Raw genomic sequence first — 17,541 nt, forward strand, 5'->3', positions numbered from 1 at the left:
GACTACCTCCCGGCCCGGACCGCGGCACGGCCCCGGCGCGCTCGTGGTGTTCCCTGTGCTGTGACGTGCTGGGCGCCCGTGCCGCCGTGGTGCTGGTATCGCCTTCTCCGCTTGTGCTTCGGCAGGGGACGCTCGGCGCGCACCCGGACCCGGCTGGCGGTGACCGCGCCACCCGTGCCCGTGGTCTTCTCTCTCGGCGTGGTCAGTTCGCGCGCCGCCATCGCGGCCACCGCGCCCAGCGGGCGCTCGTGGCTGATCTTGGCGGTGATCAGCTTGGTGATCAGGATCGTGGCGACGAACGCCCACGCCGTGGAGAAGAACCCGAAGCCCCATCCGGCCCACCGTTCGACGGTGAGCACGACCAGGAAGACCGGGATCCCGATGAGCCACGCGACGTAGCGGGCCCGCCAGGGAAAAGTCGCTTTCGGTGGGCCGAGCCATACGGCGTCGACCCGGTAGACCTCGTCATCCGTCCTGATGCGCACGCCGGGCCCGCCTCAGCCGGTGAACAGGCCGGAGATCCACTTGCCCACGTTGACGCCGGCACCGCTGACCGCGAGTCCGATGATCGCGAGCGCGATGACGACACCCGCGAGCCTGCGCATCACGCCGGCGTTGTCCCCCTTGCCGCCGCCGAGCCAGAGCAGCAGGAGCGCGACGGCGAGCAGCACCAGGGGAATGATGTTGTCGAGCAGCCAGTTACGGACGTTGCCCGTGCCGAGTTCGCCGTTGGCGGCCAGCGTCTCGAAGGCGGTCATGGTGGTCATCGCGTTACTCCCGGTGCGCGGTGGGGCCCGCGCGGTTCTGGCTTCGGCGGTACTTCGAACAACATCATGGCGTTACGAGGGGTAGTGGTCAAAGCGCGCTGTGTAGATGTCGACTTGTCTCTCGGGGCTGGAGCCAGGCTTCTCACACGGAAACTCCTCGCCCTCCATCATCGTGGCAAGACTCGCCGGGTTTAACCCCGGCCACCCGTATTTCGTAGTGTGCGAACGAACTCACCCGGACGCGAGTTTGTTGTTCACGCTGGGTGAGCCGAATGTCGACCTGCTGGGCCGCGGACAGTGTGACATGACCCATTCGGCGCCGTCGCGCGAGTCCGCTCTGTGAGGGCCTCGCGGCCGACCGGTGACGAACTCGATCTTGACGTAACACTGGAACGGTTACTGCCCGCACAAAGCGTGCCCGCTCTTTCACCACATAGCGTGAGAAACCGGTTCAGGGGCGGCCTGTCGCGAACACACCCGCCGGGAACGCCCCCGCGGCGACCACTCGCTCGCCCACTCCAGCGCAGAGTTCTTCGAGCCGGGCGGTCTTCTCCGGGCCGAGATGAGTCCACGGGGCTTCCGCGGCGGCGTTGGTGGCCACCTCGATGCGTTCGCGCAGGGCCTCGCCCGCCTCGGTGAGCGTCCCGTCCGCCGCGAGGACACCGGTTTCGCGCAGTTCCGCCTCGGCGGCGGCCCACTCCTCGTCGCTCCAGCCGCGGGACTTCTTGGCCGCCTCGGCGAGGAAGCCGTTGCCGGTGGCGGTGTGGGTGACCAGCGCGGGAAGCCCGCCGAGGCCGTTGAGGACGAGCGCGGCGATGTGCCCGTCGCCGCGGTATTCGCGCAGGAGCGTCAGCGCGTGCCACAGGATAAGGTGCGGCCGGTCGGGCCAGGGCACGCTCGTATGCCCGGCGTAGAGCGCGCGGCCCTCCGGACGGCAGGCCGACGCGGCCTCTCGGGCGAGTTCCGCCGCCTCGGCGATGTCGTCCGCCGCGAGGGCTTCGGCGCCGAGCAGCCGGGTGAACGCCGCGTCGATGCCCTCGAAGCGGGCCGCGACGACCTGCTCCGGCGTCGCGAGGGTCCAGGCGCGCGGGATGTGCCGGGCGATGACCTCGGGGTTGAAGTTGTAGAAGGTGGCGGCCACGACCTCGGGCCCGACCGCGCCCATCGGCGCCGAGCGGCCGGCGAAGTAGCACATCCGGCCCGGCCGCAGGCCCGCCGCGGTGAACGCCGCTTCGAGCTCCGGGGCGAAGTACCCGAACGCGTGAATCGAGTCGAACGCGGTCTTGAACTGTTTCGCGGTGGCCGTCGCTGCACCCATGCGGGTCACCCTACTCCGGGGTAATTCCTGTTGACCATGCCGATTTTCCGCCCCTGGGCCTGGTCCCCACGACACGACCAAGCCGTCAAACGGGACATTCTCGGCGTTCTGCGGTGCCGGTAAGGCCACCTTGGGGGCGTCTGACGCCCTCAAGGTGGCCTTACCGGCATGAGTCCTCTGTGGATACGGCCGCGACCGTCGGGGGGCGCGGGTCCACCGTCGCGAACGGCGCGTTCGGGACGTTCAACGTCGGCAACGCGTCGTTCGCGACAGGCACCCCGCCGCTGCCGGGATCCTCACGACAGCCTCCAGCGCCAGGAAAGAGGAGCAAGGGACCTTTGCTAACGCTTCCGGCACCGGGGCTCGCACGCCTTCAGCGACCTCCAGCGGACCGTCCCGGCCTGGGCAACGGGAGCAAGGGACCTTTGCTATCGCCGCGCGGCGGGAAGGAGGGGAAGTAAGGGAAGAATAGGGACGAGCTGGCATGTAAGCCGGATCCTGTCCCCGCGGTTCCTTGCGGCGCCGCGGGTGGCGGTCATCCATCTCGGCCTGCCGTTGCCGGCAGGCTCCAGCGGCCTACCCGCAGGCTCGGACGGGCCGTCCTCGAACGCCTGCGCAGGAGCGAACTCCCTCTTGGCCTTGCTCCGGGTGGGGTTTACCTAGCCGTCCCGGTCACCCGGGACGCTGGTGGTCTCTTACACCGCCGTTTCACCCTTACCCCCGCCCGTGCGGGCAGGGGCGGTCTGTTTTCTGTGGCACTGTCCCGCGGGTCACCCCGGGTTGCCGTTAGCAACCACCCTGCCCTGCGGAGTCCGGACTTTCCTCGAGCCGGTTTCCCGGCTCGCGACCGCCCTGCCAGCTCGTCCGGCGTTGGATCGTACCGGTTCGGGCCTCCCCTCCGCCGGGCGCGGTGGCGAACCAGGCGGTCCGGCCCCGCTGCCGGTAGAGCGGCCAGCCGCCGAGGGTGACCTGGTCGGTGCCGTCGGGGCGGCGGAGCAGGCCGACGCGCCTGGGGTCGATACCGCTGACGACGGGCGGGCCGGTGCTGAGCACGGGCGCCCAGCCATCGGTGCAGGCGCCGGAGCAGGTGGCGGTGGGCGGGTCGGCGCGGTCGCGGTTGTAGCGATAGAGGACGTTGCCGTCGCCGTCGACGACGCGTTCGGCCCAGGGCCTGCCGACCGCGATCAGCCGAGCGGGAGCCGCGGACGGGGTGAGCGATTCGGTGGCCGGCGCTTCGACGACGGGACCGGACGCCACCGGGTCAGGACCCGGCCACCACACCGCTGCGCTCCCGATGACCGCGCTCGCGGTGAGCGCCGCCGCGGCGGCGAGGACGGTCGGCCGGGCTCGGCGCATCGATGTTCTCCTCTCGGGCGGGGCGCGGGCCGGGATGCTGTTCGCCGACCTCGGCGGTCCAGTGCTGGACGGCAGCGGGACTGTCGAGGCCGATGACGCCGACAAGCCGCCCGCCGCGGACGAAACCGGTGACGGGCCGTCCGGCGGGGACGGGCGATTCGAGGAGCACGGTGTCGGTGCCGCGCATCGGCGTCCCGGCGATCTGGATGCGCACTCCGTGCTGTTCGGACCAGTAGCGCGGGACCGGGGTGAACGGCGCCGCGTCCCGTGGTCCGGCGAGCAGGTTCTCCGCCGCGGCCCTGCCCATTTCGACCGCGTTGAGCCAGTGTTCGACGCGCTGGGGTCCCGGCCCGAACCGGAGGTTGGGCCAGCGGGCGACGTCCCCGGCCGCGACGATGGTGTCCGAGCCGAGAACGTGACAGGTCGGCCCGCACAGGACGCCGTCGTCCAGCGGCAGCGCGGCACCGCGCAGCCAGGACACCGCGGGCACACTGCCGACCGCGACGACGGCGGCGCCGACGTCGAAGGCGCGGCCGTCGTCGAGTTCGATGCCGAGCCCGTCGGCGTCCTGCCGCCACCGCCACACCGTGGTACCCAGCGCGAGGCGGACACCACGAGCGGCGTGCAGTTCGGTGAGCCAGCCGCCGATCTCGGCGCCGAGGACATTGCCGAGCAGGACGCGTTCGCGGCCGACGAGGATGACGTCACGCTCGAGCTCGCGCAGGCTGGCGGCGACCTCGCAGCCGATGAACCCCTCGCCGATGACCGCGATCGGTCCCTTCGTCGCGGCCAGCGCGCGTTGCAGCGCCAGGGTGTCGGCCAGTGTCCGCACGACGACGACCCGCGGGTGGGCGTGCGGCGCGCCGGCGAGCCGCCGGGGCTCCAGCCCGGTGGCGATGATCAGCCCGTCGTAGCCGAGTTCCTCGTCGCCGGGCAGGTGCACGACGCGGCGCGCGGGGTCGAGCTGGACCACCGGGGTGCCGAAGCGCCAGTCGGCGTCGATGTCGAGCGGGTCGGCCAGCAGGGTGTCGGCGCGGCTCATCGCACCGGTCAGCAGCTGCTTGGTGAGCGCGGGCCGGTGGTAGGCCATGCCCTGCTCGGCGCCGACGACCACGATGTCGCCGTCGAAACCCAGTTCCCGCAGGCGTTCGGTGGCGCGGAGCCCGGCCAGCCCCGCCCCGGCGACCACGATGCGCTCGGTCATCGTCCCGCCTCCTGCAGGTGGATGGCGCGCATCGGGCACGCCCGCGCGGCGGCCTGCACGCGCTGGGTCTGCTTGGCCCCCGGCTTGCGCAGGTAGGCGAGCTGGCCGTCGCCCTGGAGGCGGAACACCTGGGGTGCCTCCGCCTGGCAGACGCCGTAGCGGTGGCAGCGCCGGCTGTCGACACTGATCCGGACGGCGAGGACGGCCACGCCCGCGCGTTCGGCGTCGCCGCCACCGACCAGGCCGACGCGGACGAGCAGTTCCGGCGGCACGATCCGCAGGACGCTGAGCACGATCGGCGGTGCGAGGAAGGTGATCCCGCCGAGCCACACCACCGCGAGATGCCCGCTCGCGACCGCGCCGAGCCACGCGTGCACCACGAGCAGGCCGACGCCGAGGTACCCGAGCTGGTGGATTCTGCCCCAGCTCCGCTTGGCGACGCCGTGGCGCAGGCCCGCGGTGATCGAGATGACGACGAGCAGTTCGAAGCCCAGGATGCCCATGGCGTGCCGGATCAGGCCGCCGCCGAAGAACGGCACGAGCAACTGGACGACCGACAGCGTTTCGCTGTTCTCCATGAACAGGAAGGACATCCCGTGCACCGCGCCGGTCGACAACGCGAACGCGGCGAGCATGATGTGCCCGCCGCGCAAGGGTTTGTGGCCGGTGAAGCGGCGTACCCACCCGGCGGCGGCGAGCACGCCCCAGCAGAGCGACAGGCACATCGTCAAGTAGGCGACGCGGCCGGACAGCGCCGCGACCTGGCCGACGCCGTCGTCGTGCGGGGTGGGAACGGAAAAGTCGGCGAGTGCGGCGAGCGGGGACATCGGGACACCTCCGGGTGCGCGGCTCATTTCCTTCCGGGGGAACCAAGCAGGCGGACCACGCCGAAGGTCGCGGCCGTCGCCAGCCCGGCCAGCAGCGCGCCCAGCGCGATCTCCCCGCCGCCGACTTCCTCGCCCGCGGCGGGCGACACCAGCAGCGACGTGGACTCCGCGACACCGGTGCTCTCCAAAAGGGTCAGGTGCCGCAGCACGGTGTCGACGGCGATCTGGGCGAAGGCGCGGACGTCGTCGTTCTGCGTACCGGCCCGCACCTGGGAGGCGAGCCCGAAGAGGTTGCCGTCGGCCGCGCGGACCCGGTTGACGTAGACGCGGTCGAGATCGGGGCCGGTGGCGGCGGTGATCTGGTCGGCCCAGTGCTGCTGCTCCGGCGTCGGGACGGCGGGCAGCGTCATCCCGAACCGGTCGGCGAGCGCGCGCACCTGGACGTCGAGCCGCGCGTGGTCGTCGGCGAGCAGCGCACCGACTTCGCGCACCCGGCGGCCCGCGCCGTGTTCCTGTGCCTGCCTGCTGGCCGGGCCTTCCCAGAGCCCCGCCTGTTTGACGCTGATCAGCAGATCCCGGTCGAGTTGCCGGAGTTCGTCGGCGGCGGCCGGTGAAACGTTCCAGAGCAGCGTGCCACCCGCGATCGCCAGTAGCACCACGAATCGGAACAGCATTTCGGCGTCCCTTCGGCAAGGAGTACTCACAGGGGGCTACGCGGACATCCGGCGCGCGGTTCTCGCGTTCACCCGAAAAGCGGTGTGATCTATATCACATTAACTAAGGGAAGGCAATACTGGTCTTTTCACTTCGCCTCGCGCATGAATGGAGTGGCAAACCCGTCCCCGTAGCCTTTCGAACTATTCGGCGCTACACTCCGGGCCGAGCCGGTCCCGGTCAGACGAAGGCCGAAACCTTGCCTGGCAGCAGCACTTGGACATCCCGATCACCGCGGTGACGATTTCCCGGGCACAGTCCGAACCGGACCTCGAATACCGGACCGTCATCCGCGAGACCGCTCTCATGGGCAATACCGTCCAGCCGACGGCGGGCATTCCTGACATCCCGGAGGGAGCCGGGAAATCGCGGCCCCGAGACGGAGGCTCGCACATTGCGGAAAGCGCAGGAAAATCCGATGACGCGAGGGAACGCCGAAAGGGCGGACACGCCGTTCGGCGCCGCGCCGGAGCGGCCGGGGCGCGAGCATTGCCTACCCACCGGTTAAATGACAATTCAACTATCCGGCCGGCACCGTCTTCTGACCTCCCGAGAGCTATTGCTTTCTCCAGTAGTCTGTCCGAACCCGACATGAAGGTCTCTACGGTGGATACCGAAGTAAATCCCGGGGGCCCCTCCGGCGGGGCTTCGGTACCGAAGCCCCGCACCGCGCCGCTGCCCGGGCGCGAACGTGAGATCGGCCTGCTGACCAGGCTTTTCGCGGTCGCCCTCGACGGCAGGGCCGCGGGCGCGATCCTGGTCGGCGAGTTCGGCATGGGCAAGACGTCGGTCCTGACGGCCACGGCGGCGCTGGCCCGCGAAGCGGGGTTCACCGTCGCGCTCGCCACCGCCTCGCGGCTGGAAACTCACCTGTCCGGCGGAGTCAGCCGCCAGTTGTCGGACAGCTTGCAGGACACCTTCCTCCGGCAGCTCGGCGAAGCCGCGTCACCCCTGCCCCGCGCTCCCCACGTCACCGAACGCCTCGCGATTCAGCATCCTCTCACCGGGTACGAGGAGGGCGAGGCGCTGGAAGCGTTCTTCCGCGCGGTCCGGTACGCGACCGAACAGGCACCGGTCTTCCTCGGCGTCGACAACGTCCACGTCGCGGACGCGTGGTCGATGCGCTGCCTTGCCTACATCCGCGCCAGGGTCACCGCACTGCCCGTGGTGATCGTGCTGACCTCGCTCATCGGCCAGCCCCTCGGCGAGGTCGCCCTGCTCGAGATGTCCGGCTGCACGCCGCTGACGATCAAGCTCGACGGTCTCGGCACCACGGCGGCCGCCGACCTGCTCGGCCTCGCGCCCGGTGAGCTGGTCTCGACCTGCCGCGAGGTCACCGGCGGAAATCCGTACCTGCTCAAGACCCTGCGCCCCCGGCTCGTCCCCGGGGCGGACCCGCGGGAGATCGGCGCGGCGGCGATCGGCCAGATCATGCACGCGCGGCTGCAGGAGTACCCCGCCGGGCGGGAGATCCTGCAGGCGGTGGCGGTGCTGGGACAGGACGCCGCCTTCGACATCCTGGCCCGGCTCGCCGGCGTCGACGAGACCGCGGCGCTCACCGCGATCGACACGATGGTGCGCCTGCACGTGCTGACCAACAGCCACTGCCCCGAACTCACCTATCCCTTCCTGCGCAACTCCGTGCTCGCCGACATGCCGGTCGCGACCAGGGCGGTGACCCACGCCCGAGCGGCGAAGCTGCTCGCCGACGCGGGGGCGCCGGTCGAGCGCGTCGCGGCACATCTACTCGAGGCCACCGCCGTCCAGGTTCCGTGGGCGATCACGACGTTGTGCCTCGCCGCCAAGAACGCGGTGTTCGGCGGGCAGCCGGAGCTGGCCGTCCGCTACCTGCGGCGCACGCTGGAAGAACGACTGCGCCCTGGCCGCCGCCTCGCGGTCCTGCTCCAGCTGGCGCACGCCGAATACCGGTGCGATCCGCAGTCGGCGCCCGCCCGGATCCGCGAGGCCGTCGACAACGTCGGCGACCGGGACATGGCCGCGATCATCGCGACCGCGATGATCCTCGCGCTGTGCGGCGGCCCGGACGCCCGGCTCGCGATCAGCGCGGCGGGCCAGATCGCCGCCCGGCTCGACGCGGGCGGGCCGGACGCCGTCTGGCCGCTGCTGTGCATGACCTACCTCGCCGAGGCGGGCAGCAGGCTCGGCCCGCCCCCGGATTTCCGCGACTTCGGCCAGCAGTGGGCCCCGCTGACCGATCCGGCCGCGCAGCGCAGCCGTTCCGCGCTGCTCGCGCTCGACGCCGTCCGCAGCGGTGAATGCGCGAAGGACGCGGTCCGTCACTTCGGTGACGCACTCGCGGGCGACGAAGGAGAACTGTTCGAGCAGCACTACTTCTTCACGCTCGCCACCGCCGTGCTCGCCGACGAGCCCGCGCACACCGACCGGCTGTGCCGGGTGCTCGACCTCGACCGCGAACCGTGGGATCACCACGTCCCCCGCGCCGCGCTGCCGACGCTGGCCCGCGGTATCGCGCTACAGGCCGGTGGTGACCTGCAGCGCGCGAGTGTCCACTTCGAATCGTTGCTGCGCCAGTTCGACGAGCGGGACGCGACCACAATCTGCCCGATCGCGGTGCTGTGCGCGGCGCGGCTGGTCGAGTGCTGGGTCGACCTCGGCCGCTTCGAAGCCGCGACGTCCCTTTTGGACAGAATGGATTTCGTTTCCAGCCAAGGACTTTTCTCGCACACCTACCTGTTGCACGCACGCGGCAGGCTCCGGGTGGCCACCGGCTACACGCGGTTCGGCCTCGAAGACCTCCTCAGCTGCGGTCGTCGGCTGGCACATCACGGAATGCGGTTCCCCGGCTTCGTCGCCTGGCGAGCCTACGCCGTCCGCGCCGCGCTCACGCTTGGCCAGACCGACGAGGCGTCGCGGCTCGCCGAGGAGGACCTCTGCGCGGCGGAACGCTGGGGCGCCGCCCGTCCACTCGGGACAGCGCTGACCACCATGGGACTCGTGCGCGAAGACGAGGAAGCCGAGCGCGCACTGCAGAAGGCCGTCGGCACACTCGCCGCCTCACCAGCCCGGCTGCACCTCGCGAACGCGCTGACCGAGCTGGGGACGTTCCAGTCGCGGCACGGGAAACCGGACAAGGCCGCGGCCACGCTGCGCCAGGCGGTCGAGCTGAGCAAACAGTGCGGGGCGCGGCCGCTCGGCCGCCGGGCCGCGGAAGAACTTCGCGCGGCGCGCCGGACGTTGTCGCCCGCCAAGGAAAACGAGCACGGGCTGACGCGCCAGGAGAACCGCATCGCCGTGATGGCCGTGCAGGGGCTCACCAACCGGGAGATCGCCGCCGCGCTGCACCTGACCCGGCGCACGGTCGAACTGCACCTTTCCGGGGCGTACCGGAAGCTCGGCATCACCGGCCGCGCCGAACTGCCCGGAGCGCTCAAGTCCCATGGCGTGGACGGCCGTTGACCGGCTCGGGAGCCGCTGTTCTACTTCGGCCATGTCCGGCGCCCTGCTGACCCGCCGCCGCCATGTGGACTACGTCCGCGTGGCGGGTTACCGCTGTTTCGCGTAGCACCTTTCCGCACCCTTTTCACTTTTCACTTTTGTGGAGCGACCATGCCCGAAAACGAAGCACGGCTGCACGAGCCGCTGAAATTCGCCTACTGGGTACCGAATGTCAGCGGCGGCCTGGTCACCAGCGACATCGAACAGCGCACCGACTGGGGTTACGAGTACAACCGCGATCTGGCCGTTCTCGCCGAGAACAACGGCTTCGAGTACGCGCTTTCCCAGGTGCGGTACACCGCCAGCTACGGCGCCGCCTACCAGCACGAATCGACCGGGTTCAGCCTCGCGCTGCTGCTGGCGACGCAGCGGCTCAAGGTCATCGCCGCGATCCACCCCGGACTGTGGCATCCCGGCGTGCTGGCGAAGTTCATCGCGAGCGCCGACGTCCTTTCCGGCGGCCGGGCGGCGGTCAACGTCGTGAGCGGCTGGTTCAAGGACGAATTCACCAATCTCGGCGAGCCGTGGCTCGAACACGACGAGCGCTACCGGCGTTCGGAGGAGTTCATCCGGGTCCTCAAGGAACTCTGGACGAACGACCACGCCGAGTTCGGCGGTGACTTCTACCGGATCCACGACTTCGACATCAAGCCGAAGCCCGTGACCGGGGACACGCGGCCGCATCCGGAGATCTTCCAGGGCGGCAATTCGACGGCCGCGCGCAAGCTCGCCGGCCGGGTGTCGGACTGGTACTTCAGCAATGGCAAGGACTTCGACGGATTCACCGAACAGGTCGAAGAGGTCAACGACTACGCGGCGGCGAACAACCACACCGTCCGATTCGGACTGAACGGGTTCGTGATCGCCCGGGAGACCGAGAGCGAGGCGAAGGACGTCCTGCGGGAGATCGTCGCGAAGGCCAACGTCGACGCGGTGGAAGGCTTCCGCAACGCCGTCAAGCAGGCCGGTAAGTCCACTTCGGACACCAAGGGCATGTGGGCCGACTCGGAGTTCGCCGATCTCGTGCAGTACAACGACGGTTTCCGCACCGGCCTGGTCGGGACGCCGGAGCAGATCGCGCGCCGGGCGATCGAGTACAAGCGGCGCGGCGCGAACCTGCTGCTGCTCGGCTTCCTGCACTACCTGGAGGACGTCGAGTACTTCGGCAAGCACGTGCTGCCGGTGATCCGCGAGCTGGAAAAGGACATCGACCGCAGCGCCGCCACCCCCGAACCCCTGAGCGTCTGACGGCTCCGTTCAGCAGGTCGAGAAGTCCGTGAATGCCACATCGAGGGACTCAGAGTCCCTCGATGTGGCATTCACGGAACGTCGTAAGAGGCGCGGGTCCCCTTGAGCATCGGCACATCCCCGCGGCGGCGGGGAACGCACTGGACCCACTGAGCCGCAGGTCGGGTGCGTCCGGGTAAAGCCTCAGCCGCGCGGGGCGATGGTCTGCCCCGGCTTCATGGTCGGGCCGCAGTCGTCCAGCGGAGCCGTGACGAAGTGCTGGCCCTCGACGTTCATCATCGTGGTCGCCGCGTAGTGCCGGACGGCCTCGAGCTTCGCCATGTCGGTCACCGCGTCCTTGCGGACGAAGTCGCCGTTGCGCAGGCCGGGGCCAGGGTAGACGAAGATCGGGTAGTAGTCCTGGTCGATCCGCGGGTCGACGGCGATCCCGTTGCCGCTGGCCCACGGTCCCCACGAGTGGATGAAGGTCGGCTTGACCTTGTCGAAGACGTAGTCGCGGAGGCCGTGGATGTCGTCCTTGTGCAGGTAGTCGGCGACGTTCGCCTCGACGAGACCCGCCATGTCGACCAGCTGCAGCCTGCTCGTCATCGACGAACCGCCGAGGTCGGGCAGCAGCAGCGACGCCTGCTGCAGGCCCAGCATGTCGGCGATGGTGTTGAACCCGCGGCCGAACCGGTCGGCCACCAGGCAGGCCGGGATGGTCGGGGACTTGATGAACTTGTCCGAGACCTTCACGAACCCGATCGCCGACGGGACCAGCGACGCGATCACCACGACCAGCGCCACGACCCGGACCACCGGCGCCTTGACCGTCCGCAGGAACTCCGCCAGGCACATCGTCCCGGCCAGCGCGCCCAGCGCCCACACCGGCGTCGCGAAGCGGTACTGGTCCATCCAGTCCGGGATCAGCACGCCGAAGGCGACGATCCCGAGCGCGAACGGCGTCAGCAGCACGTACAGCGCGCGCCGCCACGGCGCCTTGACCATCGCCCAGACGATCAGGGCCGCGACCACGACGACCGCCGCGACACCGATGTACAGCACCAGCGCACCGGGCCGGATGATCGACGTCAGGTCGGGCAGGCCCTGCTGCTTCGCGATCGACGGGTTGGCCAGCAGCCGGCCGCCGAACTCGCTGTGCCGCCAGGCGACGTACGCGCCGAACGGGATCGCGAACGCGGCCAGCGAGATCAGGACGTGCTTGATGCTCGTGCCGAGCAACGGGCGCCGCAGCTGCCACAGCACCGCCAGCGGGTACGCGCCCGCGTAGATCAGCCCGTCCGGCCGGGTCAGCGCGCAGAAGGCGACCAGCAGGCCCGCCGCGGTGGCGACCTTCCACGACAGCAGGTTGTCCTTGCGGGCCGCGACGAACAGCAGCACCGCGAGCCAGACGACGCCGAACGCGAACAGCGAGTTCTCCAGGCCGGACACGACCCAGATCACGAACGACGGGATCGTCGCCAGCGTCAGCCCGGCGACGAGGGTGATCGCCCAGGCGTGCCGCCGGAAGACCTGCCGCGCGGCCACCTGGAACCCGGCGAGGATGCCGCCGGTGAACAGCAGCCCGAGCAGCTTCGGGAACAGCACGTAGTCCGGGATGCCCAGCAGCAGGCCGTGGTCGAACAGCCCGGCCACCTTGCCCAGCGCGAGCAGGACCATCCACGTCGGGTCGGAGAAGCCCTCGACCGGCGGCGCCCCCGGCTGCAGCACCGGGCCGAGGCCGTCGGCGAAGCTGCGCGCGTAGGAGAACGTGATGGCCGCGTCGTCGACGATCCAGTGCTTGTAGCGGGTGGCGTGCCAGGCGACCGCCGCGACCCCGGCGAGCACCGCCAGGTACGGGGCCAGCCGCAGCGCCCAGCCGCGCCGCTCGGTTTCGGAATCCGGCGTGCTGGGCAGGTCACGTTCGGATGCTTCGCTGAGTGCGCTTGCCGTCATGTCCCCGTCACTGTTCCTATTCACAGGCCTTGCCGAGAAACGCACGAGCCTGCGCCCCCGTGAGGAGGATCCCGGGCGGGATCCGTCGTCGCGGCGCCACAGCGCCCTCAACTTCGAAGCAGCACTCTAGCCAATACCTCATCCGGCCCTGTCCACGCGTCATCATCGGGCGTGATCCATCCCACATTTCGCCGTCACGAGCAACCGCCGGTATCCGGGTTATGACAGGGGGGTCATGACAGATGGGAGATGTCGTTGACCAGCCGGACCGAGGCGTTGCCGTCCGGGTAGAACTCCGCGATCGACAGCGACGCGAGGTCGAGGTGCAGCCGGAACAGCAGCGACGGACCGGCGTCCAGGCCCATCCGCAGCAGCGCCTTGATCGGCGTCACGTGGCTGACCACCACGATCGTCCGGCCGCCGTACTCGGCGATCAGCTCGTCGCGCGCCTTGCGGACGCGGCGGTGCACGACGTCGAAGCTCTCGCCGTCCGGCGGCGGCACCGACGTGTCGCCGAGCCACTGGCGGTGCAGGTCCGGGTCGCGTTCCTTCGCCTCGGCGAAGGTCAGGCCCTCCCATTCGCCGAAGTCGGTCTCGATGAGCCCCGGGTGGGTTTCGACGCGGCCGCCGAGCGCGTCGGCGACGGCCTGTGCCGTCTGCTTGGTCCGGGTGAGCGGGGACGCGACGATCGGCGCCGCCTCGCCGTCGACGACGAGACCGGGCATCCCGGCGAGCCGTTTGGCCGCGGCGGCGGCCTGTGCCTGGCCGTGGTCGGTCAGCGGGACGTCGCCGCGGCCGGAGTAGCGCCGGTCGATCGACATCGCGGTCTGGCCGTGCCGCAGCAGCAGGAGCTTGGTGGGGGTGCCGCTGGCGCCGGTCCAGCGTGCCGGGGAAGAGCGGTCGGTTTCCTTCACGACGGCCTTCGCGGCCTTGACCTGCTTCCCGGCGGCCGCGTCCATCGCCTCGTTCGCCAGCCTGTCCGCGTGGGAGTTCTCCGCGCGCGGAATCCACTGGTAGGTGACGCGGTCGAATCCGGCGGCCAGTTCCCTGGCCCGCGCGGCAAGGGGCTGCAGGGCGGCGTGCTTGATCTTCCACCGGCCGGACATCTGCTCCACCACGAGCTTCGAGTCCATCCGGACGTCCACTGTGGACGCTCCGGCGTCGGCGGCGGCCTCGAGCGCGGCGACGAGACCGGAGTACTCGGCGACGTTGTTGGTCGCGATGCCCAGCGATTCCCGGCGTTCGGCCAGCACGTCACCGGTCGCGGCGTCTTTGACCACCGCGCCGTAGCCCGCCGGGCCGGGGTTGCCCCGCGACCCGCCGTCGGCCTCGACGATCACGCGGACTGGAGGCATTCGTGAGCGATCATGGCGAAGCCCCGCTTGCGGATGCCGACCGGGTGCGGGTGTCCCGCAAGACTCGGTCACAGGCCCGACTCCAGCGTGCGGACCAGGATCGCGCCGCAGTTCTCACACTGCACGATGGTGTCCTCGGGCGTCGCCTTGATCTCGGCGATGGTGCTGCGGTCGAGTTCGAGCTGGCAGGCACCGCACCGGCGGGCCCGCAGCAGCGCGGCGCCGATGCCCTTGTGCGCGCGGACCCGCTCGTACAGCTTGAGCACGTCGGCGGGGAACCGCGGCACCAGCTTGGCCCGGTCCTCGTCACGGCGCGCGGTCGTGGTGTCGAGGTCCTTGAAGGCCTCGTCACGCCGGCCGGTCGCGGCGGCGACGTCCTGTTGCGCCTTGTCGACCTCGGCACCGGTCCGCTTCGCGTCGAGTTCGAGGGCCTCGCGCTGCTCCATCAGTTCGAGCAGGTCGTCCTCCAGCGCGGTCTGGCGGCGCTGGAGACTTTGCAGCTCGTGCTCGATGTCGGTCATCTGCTTGGCGTTGACCGAACCCGATTCGAGCAGCTTGCGGTCACGATCCCCGCGCGCCCGCACCGACTCGATCTCCTTCTCCTGCCGCGCGACCTCGCGGTCGAGGTCGGACGCGGCGGTCTGCACCGACACGAGCGCGTCGCGTTTCTCGCGCAGCGTCTTCTCCCCCGCCTCGATCTCGGCGATCTCCGGAAGGGTGCGACGGCGGTGCGCGGTGCGCGAGAGCTCGGCGTCCACCTTGGCGAGGTCGAGCAGCTGGCGCTGGACGGCGGAATCGGCCTTCACGGTGCTCCCTGTAGTTGTCAGTGCTTGGTGCTAGGCGCGCAGGTTCCACGGGTCGGTGCACCGCGTGGAGACGCAGGTGTCGACGGTACCCGCTGTCGCGGCCTCGACGACGGCCGAGGCTTGCCCGCACCAGGGCCATTCGCTGGCCCAGTGCGTCACGCCGACCAGCGCGGGCACCGCGCCGGTGCCGCCGAGGTGTTCCCCCGCGGGGTGATGACGCAGGTCCGCGGTGACGAAGGCGTCCACCCCGGCCGCGGTCGCGCGCGCGAGGTAGGAATCGCCCGCGCCCCCGGACACCGCGACCGTGCGGATCGGGCGCTCGGGGTCGCCCGCGCCGAGGACGCCGGGAACCGTGGCGGGCAGCGCTTTCCCGACCCGCTCGACGAACGCGGCGAACGGCTCGGCCTCGGGCAGCTCGCCGATCCGGCCGATGCCGGTGACGCCGTCGGCGTTCGGGTCGAGCGGGCGCAGCACGCGCAGGCCGATCGCCCCGGCGAGCGCGTCGGACACCCCGGGGTCGGCCGAGTCGGCGTTGGTGTGCGCGCAGTAGAGCGCGACACCGGCCCTGATCATCCGGTGCACGAGCCCGCCCTTGGCGGTGTCCGCGGGAACTCCGTGCACCCCGCGCAGCAGCAGCGGATGGTGCGCGACGATCAGCTGCGCGCCCAGTTCGATCGCCTCGTCGACCGTCTCGGTGACCGGGTCGACGCAGAACAGCACTCGCGTGACGTCGTCGGCGGGGTCGCCGCAAACCAGCCCGACGGCGTCCCAGGATTCGGCCAGTTCGGGCGGGTAGGCGGCTTCGAGCGCTGTGATGATGTCGGAGACGGCGGGCATCCGGCGATTTTCGCATGTAGCGTCTCGACGGGTGAGGACCCCGCATCTCGTCTTCGTCTGCTCCGGCAACATCTGCCGCTCCCCGATGGCCGAACTCGTGTTCCGGCACGCCCTGGCCGACGCCGGACTGTCGGACTCCGTGCGCGTGTCGAGCGCCGGGATCGGCCCGTGGCACGTCGGCGAGCCCGCGGACAAGCGGGCCCGCGCGACGCTGAAGGCCAACGGCTACCCGACCTCGCACGTGGCCTCCGAAGTCGACGAGGACCAGCTGGACGCCGATCTGCTGCTGTGCGCCGACGACGGACACGTCGACTTCCTTCGCGCGCGGGCCACCGATCCTTCGCGGGTACGGCTGCTGCGTTCGTTCGACCCGTCCGCGCCCGAAGGTGCCGAGATCCCCGACCCGTATTACGGCGGCGACGACGGGTTCACCGAGGTACTGGGCATGATCGAGCGCAGCGTGCCCGCGTTGCTCGACTGGGTGCGAGCCCACAGCTGACGAGGTCGCCGTCGTGGTCGCGGTGCGGACGGCCTACCGTGGAGGTGTGCGCTTGCGGTTCCTGCTCCGGCCCGGCTGGCTGGCGTTGACGGTGGTGGTGTTCACCTTCGCCGTCTGCTGCTACACCCTGCTCGCGCCGTGGCAGTTCCGGCGGGACACCGAGCGCGAGATCCAGAACGCGGCCGTGCGGGCCTCCTTCACCGCCGCTCCGGCGCCGCTGTCGCAGGAGCTGGCCCCCGGCGCCGAGCCGGACCAGCGCACCGAATGGCGCCTGGTCACCATGACCGGCAGCTACCTGCCCGAGGCCGAGGTCGTCGCGCGGCTGCGGACGGTGCAGGGCCAGGGCGCCTCCGAGGTGCTGACCCCGTTCCGCACCACCGACGGCACGATCGTGCTGGTCGACCGCGGCTACGTGGGCCTGTCGGCGGATTCCGGCGTCCCGCCCTACGCGGCCCCTCCGACCGGAACGGTGACGCTCGTCGCGCGCGCCCGCCCGGACGAGACGGACCCGAAGAACCGCGAGGCCACCGCCGACCCGTCATCCGGTGGGAAGCTGCAGAGCTACGTCGTCGACTCGCGGGTCGTCGCCCGCGCCGCGAAGCTCGACATCCGCCCCGGCTACTTCCAGCTCGATGTCGACCAGCCCGGCGTCATCAAGCCGCTGCCGTTGCCGCAGCTCGACTCGGGGCCGTTCTTCTCGTACGCGCTGCAGTGGATCGCGTTCGGCACCATGGCGTTGCTGGGCTGGCTGTACTTCACCGTGCGCGAACTCAAGCCGGGCGGCGCGCTCACCACGCCGCGGCCCGAGCGGGGACGTCGGAAGTCGGTGGCGGAGATGCTCGCCGAGGACGAGGCCGCCGAGGAGGCCGAGCGGCCCCGTGCCCCGTCCGGCACCACCTCCGACGCTCCGTCCGGCGCGGCTGGCTCGGGGGCGGAGCAAGGGACCTTTACTCCCACTCGTTAGTTCCGCTAAGCAACGCAAGCAAAGGTCCCTTGCTCTCTTTCCGCAGGTCAGGGCCCCCGCAAGGAATGAACGGAAGATTCAGGACACCCCGAGGCCCCCTACCAAACAGCCTAGGACGCGGGACCGACAAACCCGGTCGAGAGCCCCGGCGGACGTGGGGGGGTGTGCGGGACAGGCGGGGCGGGGGCCCCCCAAGGGGGCGAAAAAGGGATGGGGGGGCCGGGCCCCCGCCCC

The 17,541-nt window shown here is 70.6% G+C and carries 14 protein-coding genes, 1 other RNA gene and 1 pseudogene; 4 read left to right on the forward strand and 12 right to left on the reverse strand.

The window, feature by feature from the left end; all coding sequences use genetic code 11:
- Positions 1-2 precede the first annotated feature (2 nt).
- The 8 genes and pseudogenes from ACFW0G_RS36775 to ACFW0G_RS36810 all read right to left on the reverse strand — a co-directional run bounded on the left by ACFW0G_RS36775 (position 3) and on the right by ACFW0G_RS36810 (position 6,146).
- On the reverse strand, positions 3-485 hold the full coding sequence (locus ACFW0G_RS36775) for a hypothetical protein (RefSeq protein ID WP_378330111.1): 483 nt from the start codon (positions 483-485) through the stop codon (positions 3-5).
- A gap of 12 nt (positions 486-497) precedes the next feature.
- On the reverse strand, positions 498-767 hold the full coding sequence (locus tag ACFW0G_RS36780; protein WP_378330112.1) for a hypothetical protein: 270 nt from the start codon (positions 765-767) through the stop codon (positions 498-500).
- Between the two features lie 451 nt (positions 768-1,218).
- Complete coding sequence (locus ACFW0G_RS36785; protein ID WP_378330113.1) at positions 1,219-2,085, reverse strand: hypothetical protein; 867 nt, start codon at positions 2,083-2,085, stop codon at positions 1,219-1,221.
- Positions 2,086-2,556: 471 nt separating this feature from the next.
- An RNA gene (gene rnpB, locus ACFW0G_RS36790) (RNase P RNA component class A) lies at positions 2,557-2,948 on the reverse strand.
- A 199-nt stretch (positions 2,949-3,147) separates the two neighbouring features.
- Positions 3,148-3,441 (reverse strand): annotated as a pseudogene (locus tag ACFW0G_RS36795) (hypothetical protein); the annotation flags it as partial.
- Positions 3,347-4,645, reverse strand: coding sequence for an NAD(P)/FAD-dependent oxidoreductase (locus tag ACFW0G_RS36800; protein WP_378330114.1), 1,299 nt, complete (start codon positions 4,643-4,645; stop codon positions 3,347-3,349). The pseudogene ACFW0G_RS36795 and the gene ACFW0G_RS36800, both read right to left, overlap by 95 nt.
- The gene (locus ACFW0G_RS36805; protein WP_378330115.1) at positions 4,642-5,472 is read right to left on the reverse strand and encodes a ferredoxin; all 831 of its coding nucleotides are present in this window, start codon (positions 5,470-5,472) and stop codon (positions 4,642-4,644) included. Before ACFW0G_RS36805 ends, ACFW0G_RS36800 begins: the two co-directional genes overlap by 4 nt.
- 23 nt (positions 5,473-5,495) lie before the next feature.
- Positions 5,496-6,146 carry a DUF4142 domain-containing protein gene (locus ACFW0G_RS36810; RefSeq protein ID WP_378330116.1) on the reverse strand — a complete coding sequence of 217 codons (651 nt, stop codon included), beginning with the start codon at positions 6,144-6,146 and terminating at the stop codon, positions 5,496-5,498.
- Between the two features lie 646 nt (positions 6,147-6,792).
- On the opposite strand from ACFW0G_RS36810, the gene ACFW0G_RS36815 reads away from it, so the two are divergent.
- Positions 6,793-9,624, forward strand: coding sequence for a BREX system ATP-binding domain-containing protein (locus ACFW0G_RS36815; RefSeq protein WP_378330117.1), 2,832 nt, complete (start codon positions 6,793-6,795; stop codon positions 9,622-9,624).
- A gap of 150 nt (positions 9,625-9,774) precedes the next feature.
- Positions 9,775-10,911 carry a dimethylsulfone monooxygenase SfnG gene (sfnG, locus tag ACFW0G_RS36820; RefSeq protein ID WP_378330118.1) on the forward strand — a complete coding sequence of 379 codons (1,137 nt, stop codon included), beginning with the start codon at positions 9,775-9,777 and terminating at the stop codon, positions 10,909-10,911.
- A 183-nt stretch (positions 10,912-11,094) separates the two neighbouring features.
- Here the strand turns inward: sfnG and ACFW0G_RS36825 are convergent, their stop codons facing one another.
- From ACFW0G_RS36825 to ACFW0G_RS36840, 4 genes are all read right to left on the reverse strand, one after another.
- Complete coding sequence (locus ACFW0G_RS36825) at positions 11,095-12,846, reverse strand: hypothetical protein (protein WP_378330119.1); 1,752 nt, start codon at positions 12,844-12,846, stop codon at positions 11,095-11,097.
- A 233-nt stretch (positions 12,847-13,079) separates the two neighbouring features.
- The gene (locus ACFW0G_RS36830; RefSeq protein ID WP_378330120.1) at positions 13,080-14,201 is read right to left on the reverse strand and encodes a bifunctional RNase H/acid phosphatase; all 1,122 of its coding nucleotides are present in this window, start codon (positions 14,199-14,201) and stop codon (positions 13,080-13,082) included.
- A gap of 68 nt (positions 14,202-14,269) precedes the next feature.
- Positions 14,270-15,007: a zinc ribbon domain-containing protein gene (locus tag ACFW0G_RS36835; protein ID WP_378330121.1), complete on the reverse strand. Its 738-nt coding sequence runs from the start codon at positions 15,005-15,007 to the stop codon at positions 14,270-14,272.
- A 30-nt stretch (positions 15,008-15,037) separates the two neighbouring features.
- A complete protein-coding gene (locus ACFW0G_RS36840) occupies positions 15,038-15,844 on the reverse strand; it encodes a Nif3-like dinuclear metal center hexameric protein (RefSeq protein ID WP_378330122.1) in 807 nt (268 codons plus the stop codon).
- A gap of 31 nt (positions 15,845-15,875) precedes the next feature.
- Between ACFW0G_RS36840 and ACFW0G_RS36845 the strand changes: the two genes are divergently transcribed.
- Both ACFW0G_RS36845 and ACFW0G_RS36850 read left to right on the forward strand, forming a co-directional pair.
- Positions 15,876-16,343: a low molecular weight protein-tyrosine-phosphatase gene (locus ACFW0G_RS36845; RefSeq protein ID WP_378330123.1), complete on the forward strand. Its 468-nt coding sequence runs from the start codon at positions 15,876-15,878 to the stop codon at positions 16,341-16,343.
- A gap of 46 nt (positions 16,344-16,389) precedes the next feature.
- Positions 16,390-17,307 carry an SURF1 family protein gene (locus ACFW0G_RS36850; protein WP_378330124.1) on the forward strand — a complete coding sequence of 306 codons (918 nt, stop codon included), beginning with the start codon at positions 16,390-16,392 and terminating at the stop codon, positions 17,305-17,307.
- The last annotated feature ends 234 nt before the right edge of the window (positions 17,308-17,541 follow it).

Source organism: Amycolatopsis sp. NPDC058986 (genome assembly GCF_042741125.1).
Taxonomy (GTDB): Bacteria; Actinomycetota; Actinomycetes; order Mycobacteriales; family Pseudonocardiaceae; genus Amycolatopsis.

Excerpts from the sequence above, each read along its gene's own strand:
- ACFW0G_RS36780 (WP_378330112.1), bottom strand. The coding sequence starts at position 767 with ATGACCACCATGACCGCCTTCGAGACGCTGGCCGCCAACGGCGAACTC.
- ACFW0G_RS36785 (WP_378330113.1), bottom strand. The coding sequence starts at position 2,085 with ATGGGTGCAGCGACGGCCACCGCGAAACAGTTCAAGACCGCGTTCGAC.
- ACFW0G_RS36800 (WP_378330114.1), bottom strand. The coding sequence starts at position 4,645 with ATGACCGAGCGCATCGTGGTCGCCGGGGCGGGGCTGGCCGGGCTCCGC.
- ACFW0G_RS36805 (WP_378330115.1), bottom strand. The coding sequence starts at position 5,472 with ATGTCCCCGCTCGCCGCACTCGCCGACTTTTCCGTTCCCACCCCGCAC.
- ACFW0G_RS36810 (WP_378330116.1), bottom strand. The coding sequence starts at position 6,146 with ATGCTGTTCCGATTCGTGGTGCTACTGGCGATCGCGGGTGGCACGCTG.
- sfnG (WP_378330118.1), top strand. The coding sequence starts at position 9,775 with ATGCCCGAAAACGAAGCACGGCTGCACGAGCCGCTGAAATTCGCCTAC.
- ACFW0G_RS36825 (WP_378330119.1), bottom strand. The coding sequence starts at position 12,846 with ATGACGGCAAGCGCACTCAGCGAAGCATCCGAACGTGACCTGCCCAGC.
- ACFW0G_RS36830 (WP_378330120.1), bottom strand. The coding sequence starts at position 14,201 with ATGCCTCCAGTCCGCGTGATCGTCGAGGCCGACGGCGGGTCGCGGGGC.
- ACFW0G_RS36840 (WP_378330122.1), bottom strand. The coding sequence starts at position 15,844 with ATGCCCGCCGTCTCCGACATCATCACAGCGCTCGAAGCCGCCTACCCG.